The sequence below is a fragment of the Burkholderia sp. MS455 genome, assembly GCF_016899445.1.
Classification (GTDB): Bacteria; Pseudomonadota; Gammaproteobacteria; order Burkholderiales; family Burkholderiaceae; genus Burkholderia; species Burkholderia pyrrocinia_C.
This window is the reverse complement of sequence record NZ_CP041779.1, coordinates 2,041,553-2,059,995: the sequence shown is the minus strand read 5'-3', so window position 1 is coordinate 2,059,995 and position 18,443 is coordinate 2,041,553. Positions and strand designations below refer to the sequence as shown.

General features: G+C 68.1%; 17 protein-coding genes. 7 read left to right on the top strand and 10 right to left on the bottom strand.

Annotated elements, in window-relative coordinates:
• Positions 1-49 precede the first annotated feature (49 nt).
• Together FPJ27_RS28565 and FPJ27_RS28560 are read right to left on the bottom strand one after the other, a co-directional pair.
• Positions 50-481: a YidB family protein gene (locus FPJ27_RS28565; RefSeq protein ID WP_204423530.1), complete on the bottom strand. Its 432-nt coding sequence runs from the start codon at positions 479-481 to the stop codon at positions 50-52.
• 88 nt (positions 482-569) lie between these two features.
• Positions 570-1,181 carry a helix-hairpin-helix domain-containing protein gene (locus FPJ27_RS28560; protein ID WP_072437210.1) on the bottom strand — a complete coding sequence of 204 codons (612 nt, stop codon included), beginning with the start codon at positions 1,179-1,181 and terminating at the stop codon, positions 570-572.
• A gap of 285 nt (positions 1,182-1,466) precedes the next feature.
• On the opposite strand from FPJ27_RS28560, the gene FPJ27_RS28555 reads away from it, so the two are divergent.
• Positions 1,467-1,928 (top strand): MerR family transcriptional regulator, encoded by a 462-nt coding sequence (locus tag FPJ27_RS28555; protein ID WP_204423528.1) that lies wholly within the window; start codon positions 1,467-1,469, stop codon positions 1,926-1,928.
• Positions 1,912-2,346 (top strand): carboxymuconolactone decarboxylase family protein, encoded by a 435-nt coding sequence (locus FPJ27_RS28550; protein ID WP_204423526.1) that lies wholly within the window; start codon positions 1,912-1,914, stop codon positions 2,344-2,346. Before FPJ27_RS28555 ends, FPJ27_RS28550 begins: the two co-directional genes overlap by 17 nt.
• 19 nt (positions 2,347-2,365) lie before the next feature.
• Here the strand turns inward: FPJ27_RS28550 and FPJ27_RS28545 are convergent, their stop codons facing one another.
• Positions 2,366-4,282 (bottom strand): sigma-54-dependent Fis family transcriptional regulator, encoded by a 1,917-nt coding sequence (locus FPJ27_RS28545; protein WP_204423523.1) that lies wholly within the window; start codon positions 4,280-4,282, stop codon positions 2,366-2,368.
• Between the two features lie 537 nt (positions 4,283-4,819).
• On the opposite strand from FPJ27_RS28545, the gene FPJ27_RS28540 reads away from it, so the two are divergent.
• The 5 genes from FPJ27_RS28540 to lipA all read left to right on the top strand — a co-directional run bounded on the left by FPJ27_RS28540 (position 4,820) and on the right by lipA (position 10,200).
• A complete protein-coding gene (locus tag FPJ27_RS28540) occupies positions 4,820-5,878 on the top strand; it encodes an NAD(+)/NADH kinase (protein WP_204423521.1) in 1,059 nt (352 codons plus the stop codon).
• 191 nt (positions 5,879-6,069) lie between these two features.
• Positions 6,070-7,053 carry a thiamine pyrophosphate-dependent dehydrogenase E1 component subunit alpha gene (locus FPJ27_RS28535; protein WP_072437215.1) on the top strand — a complete coding sequence of 328 codons (984 nt, stop codon included), beginning with the start codon at positions 6,070-6,072 and terminating at the stop codon, positions 7,051-7,053.
• 54 nt (positions 7,054-7,107) lie between these two features.
• Positions 7,108-8,112, top strand: coding sequence for an alpha-ketoacid dehydrogenase subunit beta (locus FPJ27_RS28530; protein WP_072437216.1), 1,005 nt, complete (start codon positions 7,108-7,110; stop codon positions 8,110-8,112).
• 4 nt (positions 8,113-8,116) lie between these two features.
• The gene (locus tag FPJ27_RS28525; protein WP_175960920.1) at positions 8,117-9,232 is read left to right on the top strand and encodes an acetoin dehydrogenase dihydrolipoyllysine-residue acetyltransferase subunit; all 1,116 of its coding nucleotides are present in this window, start codon (positions 8,117-8,119) and stop codon (positions 9,230-9,232) included.
• Between the two features lie 2 nt (positions 9,233-9,234).
• Positions 9,235-10,200 carry a lipoyl synthase gene (gene lipA / locus FPJ27_RS28520; RefSeq protein ID WP_204423519.1) on the top strand — a complete coding sequence of 322 codons (966 nt, stop codon included), beginning with the start codon at positions 9,235-9,237 and terminating at the stop codon, positions 10,198-10,200.
• A gap of 11 nt (positions 10,201-10,211) precedes the next feature.
• On the opposite strand, the gene FPJ27_RS28515 is transcribed toward lipA, so the two are convergent.
• From FPJ27_RS28515 to rho, 7 genes are all read right to left on the bottom strand, one after another.
• A complete protein-coding gene (locus tag FPJ27_RS28515; protein WP_204423516.1) occupies positions 10,212-11,570 on the bottom strand; it encodes an MATE family efflux transporter in 1,359 nt (452 codons plus the stop codon).
• A 2-nt stretch (positions 11,571-11,572) separates the two neighbouring features.
• Positions 11,573-13,405, bottom strand: coding sequence for a glycosyltransferase family 39 protein (locus FPJ27_RS28510; RefSeq protein WP_110281333.1), 1,833 nt, complete (start codon positions 13,403-13,405; stop codon positions 11,573-11,575).
• 145 nt (positions 13,406-13,550) lie between these two features.
• A complete protein-coding gene (locus FPJ27_RS28505; RefSeq protein WP_006753671.1) occupies positions 13,551-13,811 on the bottom strand; it encodes a type B 50S ribosomal protein L31 in 261 nt (86 codons plus the stop codon).
• Between the two features lie 157 nt (positions 13,812-13,968).
• Positions 13,969-14,802 carry a M90 family metallopeptidase gene (locus FPJ27_RS28500; protein ID WP_204423513.1) on the bottom strand — a complete coding sequence of 278 codons (834 nt, stop codon included), beginning with the start codon at positions 14,800-14,802 and terminating at the stop codon, positions 13,969-13,971.
• Positions 14,803-14,840: 38 nt separating this feature from the next.
• Entirely contained in the window at positions 14,841-16,397 is a 1,557-nt protein-coding gene (locus tag FPJ27_RS28495; protein ID WP_204423511.1) for an MFS transporter, read from the bottom strand.
• Positions 16,394-16,894 carry a MerR family transcriptional regulator gene (locus FPJ27_RS28490; protein ID WP_204423510.1) on the bottom strand — a complete coding sequence of 167 codons (501 nt, stop codon included), beginning with the start codon at positions 16,892-16,894 and terminating at the stop codon, positions 16,394-16,396. The genes FPJ27_RS28495 and FPJ27_RS28490 overlap by 4 nt, the downstream gene beginning before the upstream one ends.
• Before the next feature lie 126 nt (positions 16,895-17,020).
• Positions 17,021-18,283 carry a transcription termination factor Rho gene (rho, locus tag FPJ27_RS28485; protein WP_006753675.1) on the bottom strand — a complete coding sequence of 421 codons (1,263 nt, stop codon included), beginning with the start codon at positions 18,281-18,283 and terminating at the stop codon, positions 17,021-17,023.
• Positions 18,284-18,443: the final 160 nt, after the last annotated feature.

Below are 18,443 nucleotides of genomic sequence, written 5' to 3'. Positions count from 1 at the left end.
GGAGCGGCCCGATTGGGCCATGAAGCGGGGGCCGCGAAGCGGCGCGGGCTCAGGCCTGCTTGTTGCCGCCGAACATGCCGGCGAGCTGCGTCAGCGTGCCGAGCACGTTCGACGTATCGATCTGGCCGCCGGCCGGCACTTCGCCGTTCGGCGTCGCGCTGTTGACGACGTGCGGCAGCACCTGCGCGAGGATCGACGAGGCCTGACCCGGATCGATGCCGATCTTGCTCGCGAGTGAACCGACGACGTCCGAGCCGAGCACGTTCTGCAGCATGTCGGCCGAGATCGGCTGGTTCTCGCCGGTGCCGACCCATGAGCCGATGACCTCGCCGGCGCCGCCTTTCTGGAACTTCTCGATCAGGCCGTTCAGGCCGCCCGGCTGGTTGTTGATGAATTCGAGCGCGGTCGCGATGAGCGCGCTTTGCGAGTTGCCGCCGGCCTGGCCGCCGATCAGACCGCCTACGATGTCGAGGAGACCCATGGTTCTTCACCTTTACCGATAAGGGCGCCGCAATAAGGGCGCCCGTTGAACGAATGCCGCGCGCACGCCGTCGCGCGCGCGGCGCACATCAGGCGCCCGACGCCGCGGCGGCGGAGGCTGCCTTGTCCTTCTTGCTCTTTTTCTTCGAGCCCTTCGCCGCCTTCGCGGACGACGCTGCGGCCGGTGCGCTCGCACCCGCGTCGGCGGATGCCGCTGCGGCCGCTGCCGCCTTTTCCTTCTTCGACGCGCGCTTGGTCTTCGCCGGCTTCGTTGCCGCTTCCGGCGCGCTTGCCGCCGGGGCCGGCGCCGTAGCCGTCGTGCCGGCCGTCGCCGTGGTGGACGTCGATGCGGTGCCTGCCGACGTCGTTGCCGATGTGGTGGCCGACGTCGTCGCGGCCGGCTTCGACAGCTTCACGCCTTTCGGCGGCGTCGACGAGCCGCCGATCGTCAGGCCGTTTTCCTCGAGATGCCCGACCGATTTCGTGCCGAGGCCCTTCACCCGATTTGCGAGATCGTCGGCGTCCTTGAATGGGCCGTTCTTGGTGCGTTCGTCGATGATCGCCTTCGACTTGACGGGCCCGAGACCCTTCACGGCTTCGAGCGCGGCCTGGTCGGCCGTGTTGACTTCGACGGCCGCGGCAAAGCCTGCGGCGAGCGACAGCGATAGCGCGACGAACAGCATCAGCAGCTTTTTCAGCATGGCAAAGGCTCCCTGGTTCTGACGGATGAATGGCTGTTGCAACGGACGGCGGGGCGAGGCCTGGCCGGGCGTCGCCGTTAAGCATAGGACAAATGCGTGCCCTTTTTAAGACAGGCTGACCGAATCTTGCTGAAGGCTTGCGTCGCTGTAAAGGCCGAAAGCCGCGCCGGGCGGCGTTTTTGACCATTCTTTACGGTATCGGGGGGGATCGCGGGTTATCGCGACGCTGGCTGTTCGACAGGGCTTGACTTAGAGTGAACTCTAACTCCTAACCTTGTTCCTGCCATGTCGAAAACCGTATCCAAACCTTCCGCCACCGGTCCGCTGACGATCGGGCAAGTCGCCGAGCTGACCGGCGTGTCGACGCATACGCTGCGGTATTACGAGCAGGCCGGCCTGCTGCGCGCGATTTCGCGCACGGCGGCCGGGCACCGGCTCTATGCGCCGGCCGACCTTGACTGGCTGGCGTTTGTGATGCGCCTGAAGGCGACCGGCATGCCGATCGCGCAGATGCAGCAGTTCGCGGCGCTGCGCGCGCAAGGCGAGCCGACGTTCGGTGCGCGGCGCCGGTTGCTGGTTGCGCATCGCGACGCGGTGCGGGTGCATATCGCGGAGCTGCAGGCGAGCCTCGACGCGATCGGCGACAAGATCGCGTACTACGAGGCGCGGGAACGCGATATGGAACGACGGGCGACACCTTCTCACTCTCAATCGGAACAGGACGGACACGATGGAACAACTCGTTGAAGATCGTTATACGCGCGGCTGGAACAAACTGAAGGAAATCGACGGCGAAGTGGGCGAACGCGTGATTGCGGCGCTTGCACCGATCGCGCCGGATTTCGGGCGGCTCCTGGTCGAGTTCGGTTTCGGCGACATCTACAGCCGGCCGCAGCTCGACCTGAAAGCGCGCGAGATCGCGACGATCGCGGCGCTGGCCGCGCTCGGCAATGCGCAGCCGCAGTTGAAGGTGCATATCGAGGCCGCGCTGAACGTCGGCTGCACGCGCGACGAGATCGTCGAGGTGTTCATGCAGATGGCCGTCTACGCCGGTTTCCCGGCCGCGCTCAACGCGCTGTTCGCCGCGCACGAGGTGTTCGCACAGCGCGACGAAGCGGCCGGTGAGGCCGGGAACGCAAGCGAAGCGGCCGCGCACGCGGCATGATGCCGGTCGCGCCCGCGCGTCAAGCGCGGTGCGGCGCGACGATCCGGTGTTTAGCGATCCGCCGGTACAGCGTCGCGCGCGAGATGCCGAGCGCCTGCGCGGCCGCGTCGGGCCGCCAGCGGTGCGCGGTGAGCGCCGCGACGATGCGGCCGCGCTCGTCGTCGGGCAGTGCGCCGGCCGGGGCGCCGCCGAGCTGTGCGGCGAGGTCGGCCGGCAGGTCGCGCCGCGTCACGCGCGCCGTGTCGCACACCGCGCACGCATAGCGCAGCACGTTGCGCAGCTGCCGTACGTTGCCGGGCCACGGATAGGCGGCGAGCTGTTCGGCGAGCGTCGCGTCGAGCGTGAGTACGTGGCCGGTCGCCTGCGCTTCCTCGGCGAACACGGCGGCAATCACGTCGCGCACGTCTGCGCGCTCGCGCAGCGGCGGCAGTTCGAACGTCGCGCCGCTCAGCCGGTAATACAGATCTTCGCGGAACGTGCCGTCGGCCACCATGCGCGCGAGATCGCGGTGCGTCGCGCAGATCACGTCGAGGTCGACGCGCACGGGCGTGTCGCTGCCGAGCGGCACGACCTCGCCGTCGGCGAGCACGCGCAACAGCCGTGTCTGCAGCGCGAGCGGCATGTCGCCGATTTCGTCGAGAAACAGCGTGCCGCCGTCGGCAAGCGCGATCTTGCCGCGCGCGCCGTGCTTGCGTGCGCCGGTGAACGCGCCGGCCGCATAGCCGAACAGTTCGCTCTCGATCAATGCTTCCGGCAGCGCGCCGCAGTTGACGGCGACGAACGGCCGCGCGCGCCGCGCACCGGCGTCGTGGATCGCGCGCGCGAATACTTCCTTGCCCGCACCGGTCTCGCCGAGCACGAGAATTGGCAGCCGCTTGCTCGCGACCCGCAGCGCGAGCTCGGCCTGTTGCGCGATGTGCGCGTCGCTGCTGTGCAGGAACGGCGTCAGCGCGCCGACGTGGCGTGGCGCGGTGCCCGCGCGCCGCGCTACCGTGCCGGGCTCGCGGCCGGCGCGTCGTAGCGGCGCACGCAGCCGCGCATAGAGCGGTGCGCCGGTCGCGCGCAGCCGCAGCGCGACGATCGTGTCGAGCCGCGCGGCATCGCGCAGCGGCATCTCGGTTGCGTCGAAGATCTCGTCGATATGGCGCGGTTCGCGCAGCGCCGGCAGCGCGTCGCGAGCCTGCCGGTTCGCGGCGACGATATTGCCGCATTCGTCGAACGCGATCAGCCACTCGGGTTGCGCTTCGACGTAGTGACGGTTCGGATGCCCGAACAATATCCAGTGCTGCGCGGTGCTGTGCACGAAGTAGCCGTCCTCGATCAGCGCCGCGCTTTGCCGCACGAGCTGGTAGACGAGGCGCTGGCTGTCGCGGCCGTCGGGCGAATGGACGGCCGACGCGTCGAGCACGCCGATCAGTTCGCCGCCCGGGGAGAAGATCGGCGCCGCGCTGCAGGTGAGCGTCGTGAACGCCGCGCGAAAGTGATCGGTCTTGTGCACGGTGATCGGCGCGAGATCGGTCAGCACGCTCGCGACGCCGCACGTTCCTTCCTCGCTTTCCGACCAGCACGAGCCGATGTGCAGCCCCGCATGGCGGAAGTCGTTGCGGCGCTCGCGGTCGATCCGGTAGTCGATCGTCACGCCGTGCGCGTCGGTCAGCATCACGCAGTAGTCGGCGACGCGGATCATGTCGTGCAGCCGCGTCAGGCACTGGCCCGACGCACGCAGGAAGGCTTCCTCCTTGTCGCGCACTTCGCGCAGCTCGGACGCGGTCAGCACGCGCGGGCCGATCGACGAAGCGGGGTCGAGGCAGTAGCGCTCCAGCGAACGTTGCCACGACGACACGAGGCGCGCGGAATCGGCCGGCGCGGGCAGGCGTCCGGCGAGCGCGCCGAGCACACGGTCGGCGTGCTGGGCCTGGGGGACGGCGTAGGGCATGGTCGGCTCCGGTTCCGTACGGCGGGGAATTCGATGTTCTTGTAGCACATCCGGTCCGGCGGATCACATTGCATCGCAGCACGCAGCACGCGTGAGACGTTCGTCTCACGTGTCTCTCGCCCGGTCTCGCGCGGTTGAGACGCCCGCATGCGTGGCGCGCAGCGGTCGTCCGGCTTGTCGCGGCATGCGCCACGCCGCATCGACGCAGGGTTTGCAGGCAGCGCGGCGCGCTTGCGCAGGCGTCGCGACGAGCGCGTCGTCGCAACGACGACGTGAGACGCACGGGTGGATTCGCCACGTGCTGCGTGGTCACGGTCGCGAACCCGGAACACGTGCATGCCCGCCGCGCCAGCGTGCGCGCGGGTTTCGCGGTCATTGCACACACGATGGCACGCCGCTTGCAGAGATCACGGGCAAGTCCGGCGCAGTCGCGTCGGCGACGACGATCCGCAGCCCGTCGATGGCAGCGGACGAAACAGGCAGGGCCGGAGCGGGCGCCAATGCGCCGCTGCCGGTCAACTGGATGGAGACAAACCCGTGACGACGCCCGTTACCGTCGGTGTGATCGCGAACCCCGCATCGGGGCGCGACATCCGCCGCCTCACGACGCATGCATCCGTGTTTCCGACGGCGGAGAAGGCGAACATGATCGTGCGCCTGCTGGCCGGCCTCGGCGCGATGGGCGTCGAGCGCGTGCTGACGCTGCGCGACCGGACGGGCATCGCGACGCTGCTGCTGCGCGCGCTCGATACGCATCGCGCGGTCGCGCCGCACGAGCGCTGGCCCGAGGTCGAGTTCATCGACCTGCCGATCACGGATACCGTCGCCGATACGCACGCCGGCGCCGCGTACCTGCACCGGATGGAAGTCGCGCTGATCGTCGTGCTCGGCGGCGACGGCACCCATCGCGCGGTGGCCGCGCATTGCGGCGCGACGCCGCTCGTCGCGCTGTCCACCGGCACCAACAACGCCTTTCCCGAACATCGCGAGGCGACCGTCGCAGGCGTCGCGGCCGGACTCGTCGCGACCGGCGCCGTGCCGGCCGAGGTTGCGTTCACGCGCAACAAGCGGCTCGTCGTGCGCTGCGTGGCGGGTGCACGGCCGGGGCGCGAAGAGATTGCGCTCGTCGACGTGTGCGCGGCGCGACAGCGCTTCATCGGCGCCCGCGCGATTTCGGGGCCCGACGACATCGACTCGCTCTACCTGACGTTCGCGGAACCGGACGGCATCGGCCTGTCCGCGCTCGGCGGCGCATGGGCACCGCTCGAGCGCAGCGCGCCGCACGGGCTCGCGATGCGCTTCGCGGACGAAGGCAAGACGGCCGGCACGCCGCTCGTCGCACCGATTGCGCCGGGCCGCGTCGACCGCGTCGTGATGCGCAGCTGCGAGCGGCTCGAACCGGGCGCGTGGCAGACGATCCCGTTCGAGCGCGGCACGCTCGCGTTCGACGGCGAGCGCGAGATCGAGGTTGCGCGCGGCGATCGCTACGAGATTTCGCTCGACTGGCGCGGGCCGCTGACGGTCGACGTCGGCCGCACGCTGCGCTACGCGTCTTCGCGGCAATTGCTGCGCGATGCCGGCGCATGGCGCAACTGAGCCTCCGTTTTTCCGAACGACATTTCGACATCCATGACGATCGTCAAGGAGGCACCGATGGACAACGTGACCGGCCAGGCCGTGAACATCGACGGCGGCTTCACGTTCCACTGACGGCCGCAGGCCGTGCAATCCGTCGCCGCGGCACGGCCGCGGCGGCATTCGCAGTCAGACCTACCCAGGAGACACACATGACCGTTTCGACCCAGCTCAGCAGGGACAAGCTGCTGGACGCATACCGGCTGATGCGCACGATCCGCGAATTCGAGGAACGCCTGCACGTCGAATTCGCGACCGGAGAAATCCCCGGCTTCGTTCACCTGTACGCGGGCGAGGAAGCGTCCGCGGTCGGTACGATGCTGCACCTCGGCCTCGCCGACTACGTCGCGACCACGCACCGCGGCCACGGCCATTGCATCGCGAAGGGCGTCGACGTGCGCGGGATGATGGCCGAGATCTATGGCAAGAAGACCGGCGTCTGCCACGGCAAGGGCGGCTCGATGCACATCGCCGACCTGTCGATGGGGATGCTCGGCGCGAACGGGATCGTCGGCGCGGGCGGCCCGCTCGTGTGCGGCGCGGCGCTCGCGGCGAAGCACCGGAAGACCGGCGGCGTCGGCGTGTGCTTCTTCGGCGACGGTGCGTCGAACCAGGGCGTGATCTTCGAATCGATGAACCTCGCGTCGGTGTGGCGGCTGCCCGCGATCTTCGTCGCCGAAAACAACGGTTATGCGGAAGCGACGTCGTCGAGCTGGTCGGTCGCGACCGACAACATCGCCGATCGCGCGAACGGGTTCGGGATGCCGGGCGTGATCGTCGACGGCTTCGACTTCTTCGCGGTGCACGAAGCGCTCGGCGAGGCCGTCGAGCGTGCGCGCAACGGCGGCGGCCCGACGCTCGTCGAGGTGAAGTTCACGCGCTATTTCGGCCATTTCGAAGGCGATGCGCAGACCTACCGCGCACCCGGCGAGGTGCAGAAGCTGCGCGACGAGAAGGACTGCCTGAAGCATTTCGAGACGCGTGTCGTGCGCGCCGAAGCGCTGACGACCGACGATCTGCGCGCGGTCGACGCCCAGGTGAAGGCGCTGATCGACGACGCGGTCGCGCAGGCGAAGGCCGCGCCGCTGCCCGACGCGGCCGACCTGCTGACCGACGTCTACGTGTCGTATCCGTGAGCGCGGCCTGACACCGCAGCCGGCACGGCGAACCGAACATACCAGGAGACAGACATGGCAAGGAAGATCACTTATTCGCAGGCGATCAACGAGGCGCTCGCGCAGGAGATGGCGCGCGACGACAGCGTGATCGTGATGGGCGAGGACAATGCGGGCGGCGCGGGCGCGCCGGGCGAGGACGACGCGTGGGGCGGCGTGCTCGGCGTGACGAAGGGGCTGTTCCACAAGTTTCCGGGGCGCGTGCTCGATACGCCGCTGTCCGAAGGCGGCTACATCGGCGCGGCGGTCGGCGCGGCCGCGTGCGGGATGCGGCCCGTCGCGGAACTGATGTTCATCGATTTCATGGGCGTGTGCTTCGACCAGATCTTCAACCAGGCCGCGAAATTCCGCTACATGTTCGGCGGCAAGGCGGTGACGCCGGTCGTGATCCGCGCGATGTACGGCGCCGGGCTGCGCGCGGCCGCGCAGCACTCGCAGATGCTCACGTCGCTGTTCACGCACATCCCGGGGCTGAAGGTCGTGTGCCCGTCGACGCCGTACGACGCGAAGGGGCTGCTGATCCAGGCGATCCGCGACGACGATCCCGTGATCTTCCTCGAGCACAAGCTGCTTTACACGCGCGAGGGCGACGTGCCGGAGGAGTCCTATGCGATTCCGTTCGGCGAGGCGAACGTGATGCGCGACGGCGACGACGCGACCATCGTCACGTACGGCAGGATGGTGCATCTCGCGATGGATGCGGCCGCGAAGCTCGCGAAGGACGGTATCCAGGTCGACGTGATCGACCTGCGCACGACGTCGCCGCTCGACGAGGAAACCATCCTCGAAAGCGCGGCGCGCACCGGGCGCGTGGTGGTCGTCGACGAAGCGAACCCGCGCTGCTCGATCGCGACCGACATCGCCGCGCTCGTCGCACAGCGCGCGTTCCGAACGCTCAAGGCGCCGATCGAGCTCGTGACCGCGCCGCATACGCCCGCGCCGTTCGCGAGCGTGCTGGAAGACCTGTATATCCCGTCCGCCGATGCGATTGCGCAGGCGGTCCTGAAGACGAGGAGCTGACACGATGTCGATTCACATGATCACGATGCCCAAGTGGGGGCTGTCGATGGAGCAGGGGCAGGTCAACGGCTGGCTGAAGGCGATCGGCGAACGCGTGACGAAGGGCGACGAAGTGCTCGACGTCGAGACCGACAAGATCTCGTCGGGCGTCGAATGTGCGTTCGACGGCACGCTGCGCCGGCAGGTCGCGCAGGAAGGCGAAACGCTGCCGGTCGGCGCGCTGCTCGGCGTCGTCGCAGCGGCCGACGCGAGCGATGCCGACATCGATGCGGCGATCGCCGAGTTCCAGCGCGATTTCGTGCCGAGCGCGGCATCGGACGAAGCGGCGGGCCCGCAGCCCGAGAAGGCGCAGATCGGCGGCCGTACGGTGCGCTTCCTGAAGCTCGGCGACGGCGCGGGCACGCCCGCCGTGCTGATCCACGGCTTCGGCGGCGACCTGAACAACTGGCTGTTCAATCACGCGGACCTCGCCGCGCACCGGCCCGTATGGGCGCTCGACTTGCCCGGTCATGGCGAGTCGGGCAAGGCGGTCGACACGGGCAGTCTCGATGAGTTGGCGGACGCGGTGCTCGCGCTGCTCGATGCGCAGCACATCGACCGCGCGCACCTGATCGGCCATTCGATGGGCGGCGCGGTCGCGATGGCCGCGGCCGAACGCGCGCCGCAGCGCGTCGCGTCGCTGACGCTGATCGCGAGCGCGGGGCTCGGCACCGACATCAACCGCGTCTATATCGACGGCTTCGTCGCCGGCAACAGCCGCAACACGCTGAAGCCGCACCTCGGTGCGCTGTTCGCGGACAACGCGCTCGTGACGCGGCAGCTCGTCGAGGATCTCGTCAAGTACAAGCGGCTCGAAGGCGTACAGGCCGCGCTGGAGAAAATCGCGAACGCCGCGTTCGACGGCGCGGCGCAGCGGCGCGTGTTCCGCGACCGGCTCGCGTCGCTCGCGCCGCGCACGCTCGTGATCTGGGGCGAGCGCGACCAGGTGATCCCCGCGCAGCACGCGCGGGGCTTGCCGGACGGCGTGCGCGCCGAGGTGATCGCCGGCAGCGGGCACATGGTGCAGATGGAGGCGGCCGCCGACGTGAACCGCCTGATCGTCGCGTTTCTCGGAGACTGACGATGGCCGCCGCGCTCGAACGACCCAGCCTCACGGCGCTCGGCCAGCCGGGCGCGAGAAGCCGCGACAAGCTCGCGCGCATTCCGGTGCGCGTCGAGCCCGCGGCCGGCGCGGCGCTGCCGAAGCCGCCGTGGCTGCGCGCGCGGCCGATGATGAGCGCGGCGGTGGCCGACATGGCTGCCGTGCTGCGCGACCATCGGCTGCATTCCGTCTGCGAGGAGGCGATGTGCCCGAACATCGGCGAATGCTTCGCGCAGCGCACCGCGACCTTCATGATCATGGGCGGGCTGTGCACGCGACGTTGCCCGTTCTGCGACGTCGCGCACGGCCGTCCCGAGCCGCTCGATCCCGACGAGCCCGCGCGGCTGGCCGATGCGGTCGCGGCGCTCGGGCTGCGCTACGTCGTGATCACGTCGGTCGACCGCGACGACCTGCGCGACGGCGGCGCCGCGCATTTCGCCGCGTGCATCGCGGCGGTGCGCGCGAGCGTGCCGGGTATCGGCGTCGAGGTGCTGACGCCGGACTTCCGCGGCCGCGTCGCGCGCGCGCTCGACGCGCTGTCGTCGGCCTGGCCGGACGTGTTCAACCACAACATCGAGACGGTGCCGTCGCTGTATCGCGCGGCGCGGCCGGGCGCCGACTATCGCGGCTCGCTCGCACTGCTCGCGCAGGCGAAGGCCGCGCGGCCGACGCTCGTGACGAAGTCGGGGCTGATGCTCGGGCTCGGCGAGCGCGACGACGAGGTGCGCGACACGCTGCGCGACCTGCGCGCGCACGAAGTCGACGTGCTGACGCTCGGCCAGTATATGGCGCCGTCCGAGCACCATCTGCCGGTGCGGCGCTACGTGAGCCCGGACGCATTCGCCGCGTGGCGCGACGAGGCGCTGGCGCTCGGTTTCAGGGAAGTCGTTGCCGGTCCGCTCGTGCGCTCGTCCTATCACGCGGCCGACGTGCTGGCGGATGCGTAGCGGGCAGCGCGTCAGGCCGGCTGAGTCGATACGTGCGCGCGGCTTACGTGGCGCAGGTAGAACACGAGCCCGGCGCCCGCGAGCATCAGGCTGACCGTGTTCGCGAACCAGAAGCCGCGCGCGCCGGTCAGCCATGCGGGCGCGATGCCGCCCACATCGAAGCCGAGCACGTAGCCGCCGCTGAGCCCGACGCCCCACAGCGCGACCGCATAGATCACGGTCGGCACGATCGCGACCTTGTACGCGCGCAGCACGAACGCCGACGTGACCTGCAGCGCATCGAACACGTGGTAGCACGCGACGATCGCGACGAGCGGCATCGCGGCCGCGGCGACGGCCGGGTTCGGCGTATAGCCGCCGACGATCAGCGGGCGCAGCGTAAAGACGAGCAAGCCGTATGTCGCGGCAACGCCGCACGCGAAAATCACGCTGTGCCGGCCGAGCAGCCGTGCTTCTTCGGGGCGTCCGGCGCCGAGCGCGCGCGCGACCAGCGTCGAGGCCGCCACGCCGATCGACAGCGGCGTCATGTACAGCACCGCGCCGATGTTGCCGGCGATCTGGTGGCCGGCGAGCGTCGTCGTGCCGAACTGCGCGATGAACAGCGCCATGCACGTGTACGACGTGACCTCGATCAGGTATGACAGGCCCATCGGCACGCCGAGTTTCAGGATCGCCTTCTGGCGCTCCCAGACGGGCCAGCAGAAGCGCGAGAAGATCGCGAGCGGCGCGAACACGTCGAGCTTCGCGAGCAGCGTATAGCCGATCAGCGCGAGCGCCCAGTTGATCAGCGTGCTGGCAAGCCCGCAGCCGGGGCCGCCGAGGGCCGGCACGCCGAACCCGCCGAAGATGAACCACACGTTGAGCGGAAACTTGAGCAGCAACGCACCGATCTGCAGGATCATCGCAAGCCGCGGCTTGCCGGCCGCGTTGGTCAGCGCGTTGTAGATGCGGAAGACGAGGCTGGCGGGCAGCCCGTACGACAGGATGCGCAGGTAGTCGACGGTGCGCTCGTGCAGCACGGCGGGCGCGTGCGCGACGCGCAGCAGCGGCTCGGGAAAATGCAGCAGCAGGAAGCCGGGCACCGCGAGCAGCAGCGCGAGCCACAGTGCCTGGCGGACTTCCTCGCCGATCTCGGCATAGCGCCGCGCGCCGTACAGTTGCCCGGTGATCGGCTGCAGCGCGGACAGGATGCCCGTCAGGCCGATGTAGATCGACACATAGATCGACGAGCCGAGCCCGAGCGCGGCGAGATCGGTGGCCGAGTAGCGGCCGACCATCGCGGTGTCGATCACGCCGAACGCGATGATCGCGAGCTGGCCGACCAGCACCGGCCACGCGAGACCGACGATCCGGCGGATGTCGCCGAACATCGTCAATCGGCTGCCCGGCGGCGCGGCGGGCGCCGCTTGACGGGCGTCTTCGGCCGTTCGATGCGCTCGTACAGGCGGAAGCGTTCATCGCGGTCGGCGACGCGGCGGCCTTCCCACACGAGACGCCACACGTATTGCGACATCGCGCTCGGTTCGCCGAAGTCGGAACGGTCCTGGCGCAGGATCACGTCGCAGTCGCCGGAGAAATCGAAGTGCATGTTGCCGAAGTACGCGAAGGTCGCGATTTGCGCATCGCCAAGCCGCACCGGCGAGATGCACTCGTAGTCGGACGGCAGGTGCAGCGCGATCTGCTGCGCGACATCGCGATAGGTCCGGCCGTAGTTGACGATCGGCAGCCACAGCGTCATCAGCAGCACCCACATGAGCGTGGTGCCGGCGCCCGACAGCACGACGCTGCGCCACAGCACCTTCGGCTGCCGCGAGACGCGCCAGCGCACGAGCACGCACCAGCACACGGTGACGATCACCGCGCAGATGAACGACAGGATCTTGAAATGCGGTTCGTAGCCCGGCACGAGGCGCGCGAGGTTGCGAGCGAGCGGATGCGGGAAACCCGTGAGCGACGCGAGCCATACGAGCCATACGAAGGTGCCGAGGATCGTGAAGCTCAGTACCGCGAACCAGTCGAACGCGTTGATCGCACCGCGCTTGAGGGTCGGCAGCGCGAACGTCGCGAGCACTGCGAGCGGCGGCAGCAACAGCATGTACATGCGGTTCGATTGCTGGCTCTGCAGGATCACGAGCGCGACGAGCGGCACGGCGACCGACAGCGGAATCGCGATGTGCGCGCGGCGGCGCATGCCGGCCCAGCTCCACCATGCCCAGATCGCGAGCGGCCATGCGGGCCACGTGAACAGCGGCAGGTTCTTCGCCGCATACGCGAGCACGGCGGTCGGCGGGCCCGAAAAGCGCATCAGGCTGCCGTGGATCCACTGGTTGAAGAACCACGCGGCGTCGTCGGGCGCCGCGACGAACGCGGCAAGCGGCCACAGTGCGAAGATTGCGGCCGCGAGCGGCACGCCGACCAGCGGCAGGCGCAGGTTGCGCATCTCGGGCGTGACGAGCCACAGCGCGGCGGTGCCGGCGAGCAGCGCGACGACCAGCACCGGGTTGCCGGACAGCGCGACGAGGCCGATCGCGAGGCCCCACCACAGCGCGCCCTGCATCGGCTTGTCGATGCCGCGCACGATCCCGTAGACGAGCATCGCGATCCACGCGAACTGCGCGACCTGCGGCGTTGTTTCGTGCCCGCGTTCCGCGAGGCCGAAGCACGCGACGAGGACCAGCAGCGCGCCGTCGGCGAGCGTGCGGCCGTAGTCGCGCGGCTCCGGCTCGCCGCCGAACGCGTACTTGAACGGCTGGACCTCGGCGCGCCGGCCGAGCAGGTAGGCCGCATACCAGACGAACGCGCACGCGACGCAGAACAGCACGCCCGTGTCGACGCGCGACGCGTTGCTTGCATCGACCCACGGGCCGAGGCCGCGGATCGACAGCGCGCCGAGCCAGTAGCCGAGCGGCCCGTCGGTCGTGATGAACTTGCCGACCAGGTTCGGCAGCAGCCAGTCGTGCCAGCCGCCCTTGGCCATCGTCCACATCACGCCGAAGCCCGCCGCGTCCTCGTTTTTCCACGGGTCGCGGCCGAACAGGCCGAACGCGGCGTAGACGAAGCAGAGCGTGAGCAGCAGCCAGCGCGGCAGCGCACGCGTGGCGGAGGCGGTGAGACGGACGACAGGCTTCATGCAGATGAGCGTTTTGTTATGGGCGGGCGGGCGGCGCGGGTGCGCACGGTCGAGCCGGTTTCGAGCATCCGGCATTGTAGACGCGCCGGCTGTTGCGCGTCAGGTCGTTGCCCGGGTGCCGGCCGGTGCTTTCCCGGCGAGCAGAGACAAAAAAGGGCAGCCTGGGCTGCCCTTTTTGTGCGATACCGGTGCGTTGCAACCACCGGATGCGGTGCGAAGCTTACTTCGCCTTGCCGCTGGCGCGTACGCCGAACTTGTTCTTGAACTTCTCGACACGGCCTGCCGTGTCCATGATCTTTTGCTGACCCGTGTAGAACGAGTGCGATTCCGACGACACTTCGATCTTGGCGAGCGGGTAGGTCTTGCCGTCGAGTTCGATGTTTTCGCGCGTCTGGATCGTCGAGCGCGTGATGAACTTGAAGCCGTTCGACATGTCTTGGAAGACGACTTCGCGGTAGTTCGGGTGGATGCCTTCTTTCATGGTCTTTCCTTGGTGAGAGCGGTAGCCAACCCGCCGCTTGCCGTGCTGGAGCGCGCACATTGCGCATACCAGACGACGCCAAGCCCGGCGCGAGCCACTTGCCTAAGGTCGAAAAACGGCGATTATGCCAGAAAATCAGATGGTTGACGAATAATTTTCACGGTGCGTCGAGCGCGCCGGTGCCCGCCGGATCCTGCCGGTAATAGCGGGCGAGCAGCCGGTACAGCTCCGGAAATTCGGACTCGAACGCTTTCGGCCGCACGAACAGCGCTTCGCTGCACACCGCGAAGAATTCCGACGGATGGTCGGCCGCATACGGATCGATCAGCGATTCCCGCTCGAAGCGCGCCCACGCGCGGTCCGGCACCGCGTCGACGCGTGCGCAGAACTGGTCGTACGCATGCTCGAACACGTCGGCCCACGCCTGCGCGTCGAGGTGCGGCGCGTGCCAGCGGCGAAAAAGGGGCGGATAGCCGTCGGCCGCGCCGTTGACCATGTCGATCTTGTGCGCGAACTCGTGGATCACGACGTTGTACGCGTCATGGCCGTCCGTCATCTGCGCGTCTTCCCACGACAGGATCACGGGGCCGCCTTCCCATGCCTCGCCGCTCGCATCCTGCTCGACTTCGTGGACGACGCCGTCCTCGTCCTGCACGGTCTTGCGGATCACGAATTCGCCCGGATACACGACGACGCCGACCCAGCCGTCGTACAGCGACAGGTCGAGATTCAGCACCGGCAGGCAGGCTTGCGCGGCGATCGCGACGATCATCGCGTCGGTCAGTTCGAGCCCGTGCGCGGTCGAAAACGATTTCTTCGCGATGAACAGGCTCGTCAGCTCGCGCAGCCGGCCGAGCGCGTCGGGCGACAGCGTCGCGAGGAACGGCAGGCGCTCGACGGTGTCCTTCCACAGCGCGTCGGGGATCGGGTGGCTGCGCAGCGCGCGGTCGCGGCGGCGGTCGTCGAACCAGCGGGTGAGTTTCGAGAGCATGGAGGCTGCGGACGGAAATCCAAAGCCTGTCTTTTAACTCAATCGATCTCTTTTTGCCATGCCGCGAAGAGGCCGCCGACGAGCGCGATGCCCGCCAGGAAGTAAAAGCCGTCGAGCGACGCGAGGAACGACGCCTGTTGCGCGACCATGCGGGCGATGGCGGCGATCGCGAGGCCGTGCGCTTCGTTCAGCGCGTGCCCGGCGGCCGCATAGCTGCGCGTCAGGGCGTCGACGGTCTGCTGGAACATCGGGTCGAACACGTTCGTACGTTCGACGAGCCGCGTCTGGTGCACGGCCACGCGATGCTGCTCGACGATGATCACCGACGACGTCGCGAACGAGATCGTCAGTTGCCGGACGATGTTCTTCAGCCGGTAGCCGTGCGTGTACTCGTCGATCGCGAAGATCCGGAACGTCAGGTTGGCCACCGGCAGCACGATGAAGAGCAGCAGCAGCCCGCGCAGCAGCAGCGGGACGGTCAGCGCGGCTTCGCCGACCTGCGGCGTCATCCGCGTCATCCACAGCGCGGCCGTGACGGCGATCGCGAACCCCGGCACGACGAACCACTTCTTGTGCGTGACGAATTTCGCGTAGCGCAGGTACGCGAACAGCGCGGTGGCCGAGATCAGCGACATCGTGCCGACCAGGCGCCCGGCGTTCTCGACCGGATAGCCGAGCCCGCCTTCGAGAAACCGCGATGTCAGGTAACTGAAACCCGTCGTCTCGTAGTAATAGAACATGTAGAGCAGCAGCCCGACCTGGAACGTCCTTTCGCGGAATGCATGCAGCCGCACGAGCGGCGTCGGGTGATGCCACTGGTGATACGCGAACCATGCGAGTGCGCCGATCCCCAGGATCGTCAGCAGGATCAGCGTCGGCGAGCCGCTGTAGAGCTGGTAATGCACCTGCTGCAGCACGATCTGCAGCGCACCTTGCGCGAGCGCGAACACGACATACGGCCAGAAGTGCCCGGAGCCGCGTTCGTCGTCGGGTGTCCTGCCCGAATCGGGCAGCGTGAGCAGCGCGAGGATCGCGAACGCGATGCCGGCGGGCGCCGTGCACGCGAACAGCGCGCGCCACGTCGAATGCGCGACGAGCAGCCCGCCGACGATCGGCGCGAGCGCGCTGCCGAGCAGGATCATGATCAGGAACGCGCGCGTCGCGGGCGGCCGTTCCTGCGGCTTGAAGCTGATCTGGATCAGGATCCGGCACGCGCCCATCATCGGGCCGATGAAGTAGCCCTGGAAACCTCGCGCGAACGCGAGTTCCAGTGACGTGTCGGCGAGCGCGGCCGCGATCGCGCCGAACGAGAACATCAGCATGCAGCCCGCGACGTAGCGGCGATGCCCGAGCCGGTCGACCCACCATTGCTGCTGCAGGATGCCGAGCACGGCCGTGACCGCGTACGCGCTCGACGACCACACGAGTTCGTCGGGCGATGCGTTGATGCCGCCCGCGATGTAGCTCGCGAAGAACGAGAAGGCCGCATTGTCGAAGTAGTCGATGCCGGTGACGAGCGCGAGCGCCCACGGGAACAGGTCCGCGCGCAGGTTCGCGCGGCTCCATAGCGGCGAGCGGCCGGGCACCGCGTTCATTCGCGATCCTTGCGAGTGCGCCGCGTGCCGGCTTCGGCCCGCCGCTGCGCGATCAGCGCATCGGGGTTTTCGCCGGCGAGACGCCGCTCGACGTAGTCGATGTCGTGCTGCAGTTCCTTGCGCAGCGCGACGGCTTCCTTCAGTTCGCGCTGGACGGCCGCGATCCGCCGGTCGAGCGTGTCGATCTGCTCGGCGAGGCCGGTGCGGATGTCGCGCAGCGACGCGTCCGAGTAGCGGCGCCGGCCGTCGCCCGTTTCCTCCAGCGGGCGCTTCAGCATTTCGGTGATGCCGTGCAGCGAGAAGCCGAGCGCGCGCAGCCGCAGGATGCGCGCGAAGCGTTCGAGATCGGCTTCGTCGTAGAGGCGGTAGCGGCCTTCGCTGCGCGACGGCGTGACGAGCCCGCGCTCTTCGTAATACTTCAGCGTGCGCGGCGTGACGCCGAGCCGCGATGCGGCGTCGCTCACGGTCAGCAGCGGGGTGGAGGCGTCGTTCGGCATCGGGGGGGATTCGGTCGGGGCGATGCCGTGATTATAGATCAACCTGTACGTTCACGTTCAGGTTGGGGCAAAAAAACGGCCGCCGGGCAGGATGCGCGGGCGGCCGTTCGTTGCGGCGCGGGGCGATCAGCCGCCGCGACGCATCAGGTCGAAGAACTCGGAGTTGCTCTTCGTCTGGCGAATCTTGTCGAGCAGGAATTCCATTGCCTCGACTTCGTCCATGTCGTGGATGAACTTGCGCAGCACCCAGATCTTTTGAAGGATCTCGGGCTTGATCAGCATTTCCTCGCGACGCGTGCCCGACTTGTTCAGGTTGATCGACGGATAGACGCGCTTTTCCGCGAGGCGGCGCTCGAGGTGCACTTCCATGTTGCCGGTGCCCTTGAACTCTTCGTAGATCACGTCGTCCATGCGGCTGCCGGTTTCGATCAGCGCGGTGCCGATGATCGTCAGCGAGCCGCCTTCCTCGATGTTGCGCGCCGCGCCGAAGAAGCGCTTCGGACGCTGCAGTGCATTCGCGTCGACGCCGCCCGTCAGCACCTTGCCCGATGCCGGGATCACGGTGTTGTATGCGCGTGCGAGACGCGTGATCGAGTCGAGCAGAATCACGACGTCGTGCTTCATTTCGACGAGGCGCTTGGCCTTCTCGATCACCATTTCGGCGACCTGCACGTGACGCGTGGCCGGTTCGTCGAACGTCGACGCGATGACTTCGCCGGCGACCGAGCGCTGCATTTCGGTCACTTCTTCGGGGCGCTCGTCGATCAGCAGCACGAACAGGACGACGTCCGGGTGGTTCTGCTTGATCGCGTGTGCGATGTGCTGGAGCATCACGGTCTTGCCCGACTTCGGCGACGCGACCAGCAGGCCGCGCTGGCCCTTGCCGATCGGCGCGATCATGTCGATGATGCGGCCCGTGACGTTCTCTTCGCCGCGCATCTCGCGTTCGAGCGCCAGCGGCTTGTTCGGGTGCAGCGGCGTGAGGTTCTCGAACATGATCTTGTGTTTCGAGGCCTCGGGCGGCTGCCCGTTGACTTTGTCGACCTTCACCAGCGCGAAGTAGCGCTCGCCGTCCTTCGGCGTGCGGACTTCACCTTCGATGGTGTCGCCGGTGTGCAGGTTGAAGCGGCGGATCTGCGACGGGCTGATATAGATGTCGTCGGTGCTCGCGAGGTACGACATTTCCGGCGAGCGCAGGAAGCCGAAGCCGTCCGGCAGCACTTCGAGCGTACCGTCGCCGAAGATCGTCTCTCCCGTCTTGGCGCGCTTTTTAAGAATGGCGAACATCAACTCCTGCTTGCGCAGGCGGTTCGCGTTTTCGATCTCGAGGCCATTGGCCATTTCGATCAGTTCGGACACGTGCAGAGACTTGAGCTCGGATAAATGCATACGGAGAACCCGCCAGGGAGGAGAAGCGACGAAAGAAATAAGGGAGGAGGGCGAGCGGAAGCGCTCAGAGACTTAAATGCGTCTTGTAGACGTTTTTTAATTCTAGCATAGGCCGATTCGCGCTTGAGCGGCCGATCGGCGGCTTGACGACGGACGTGTT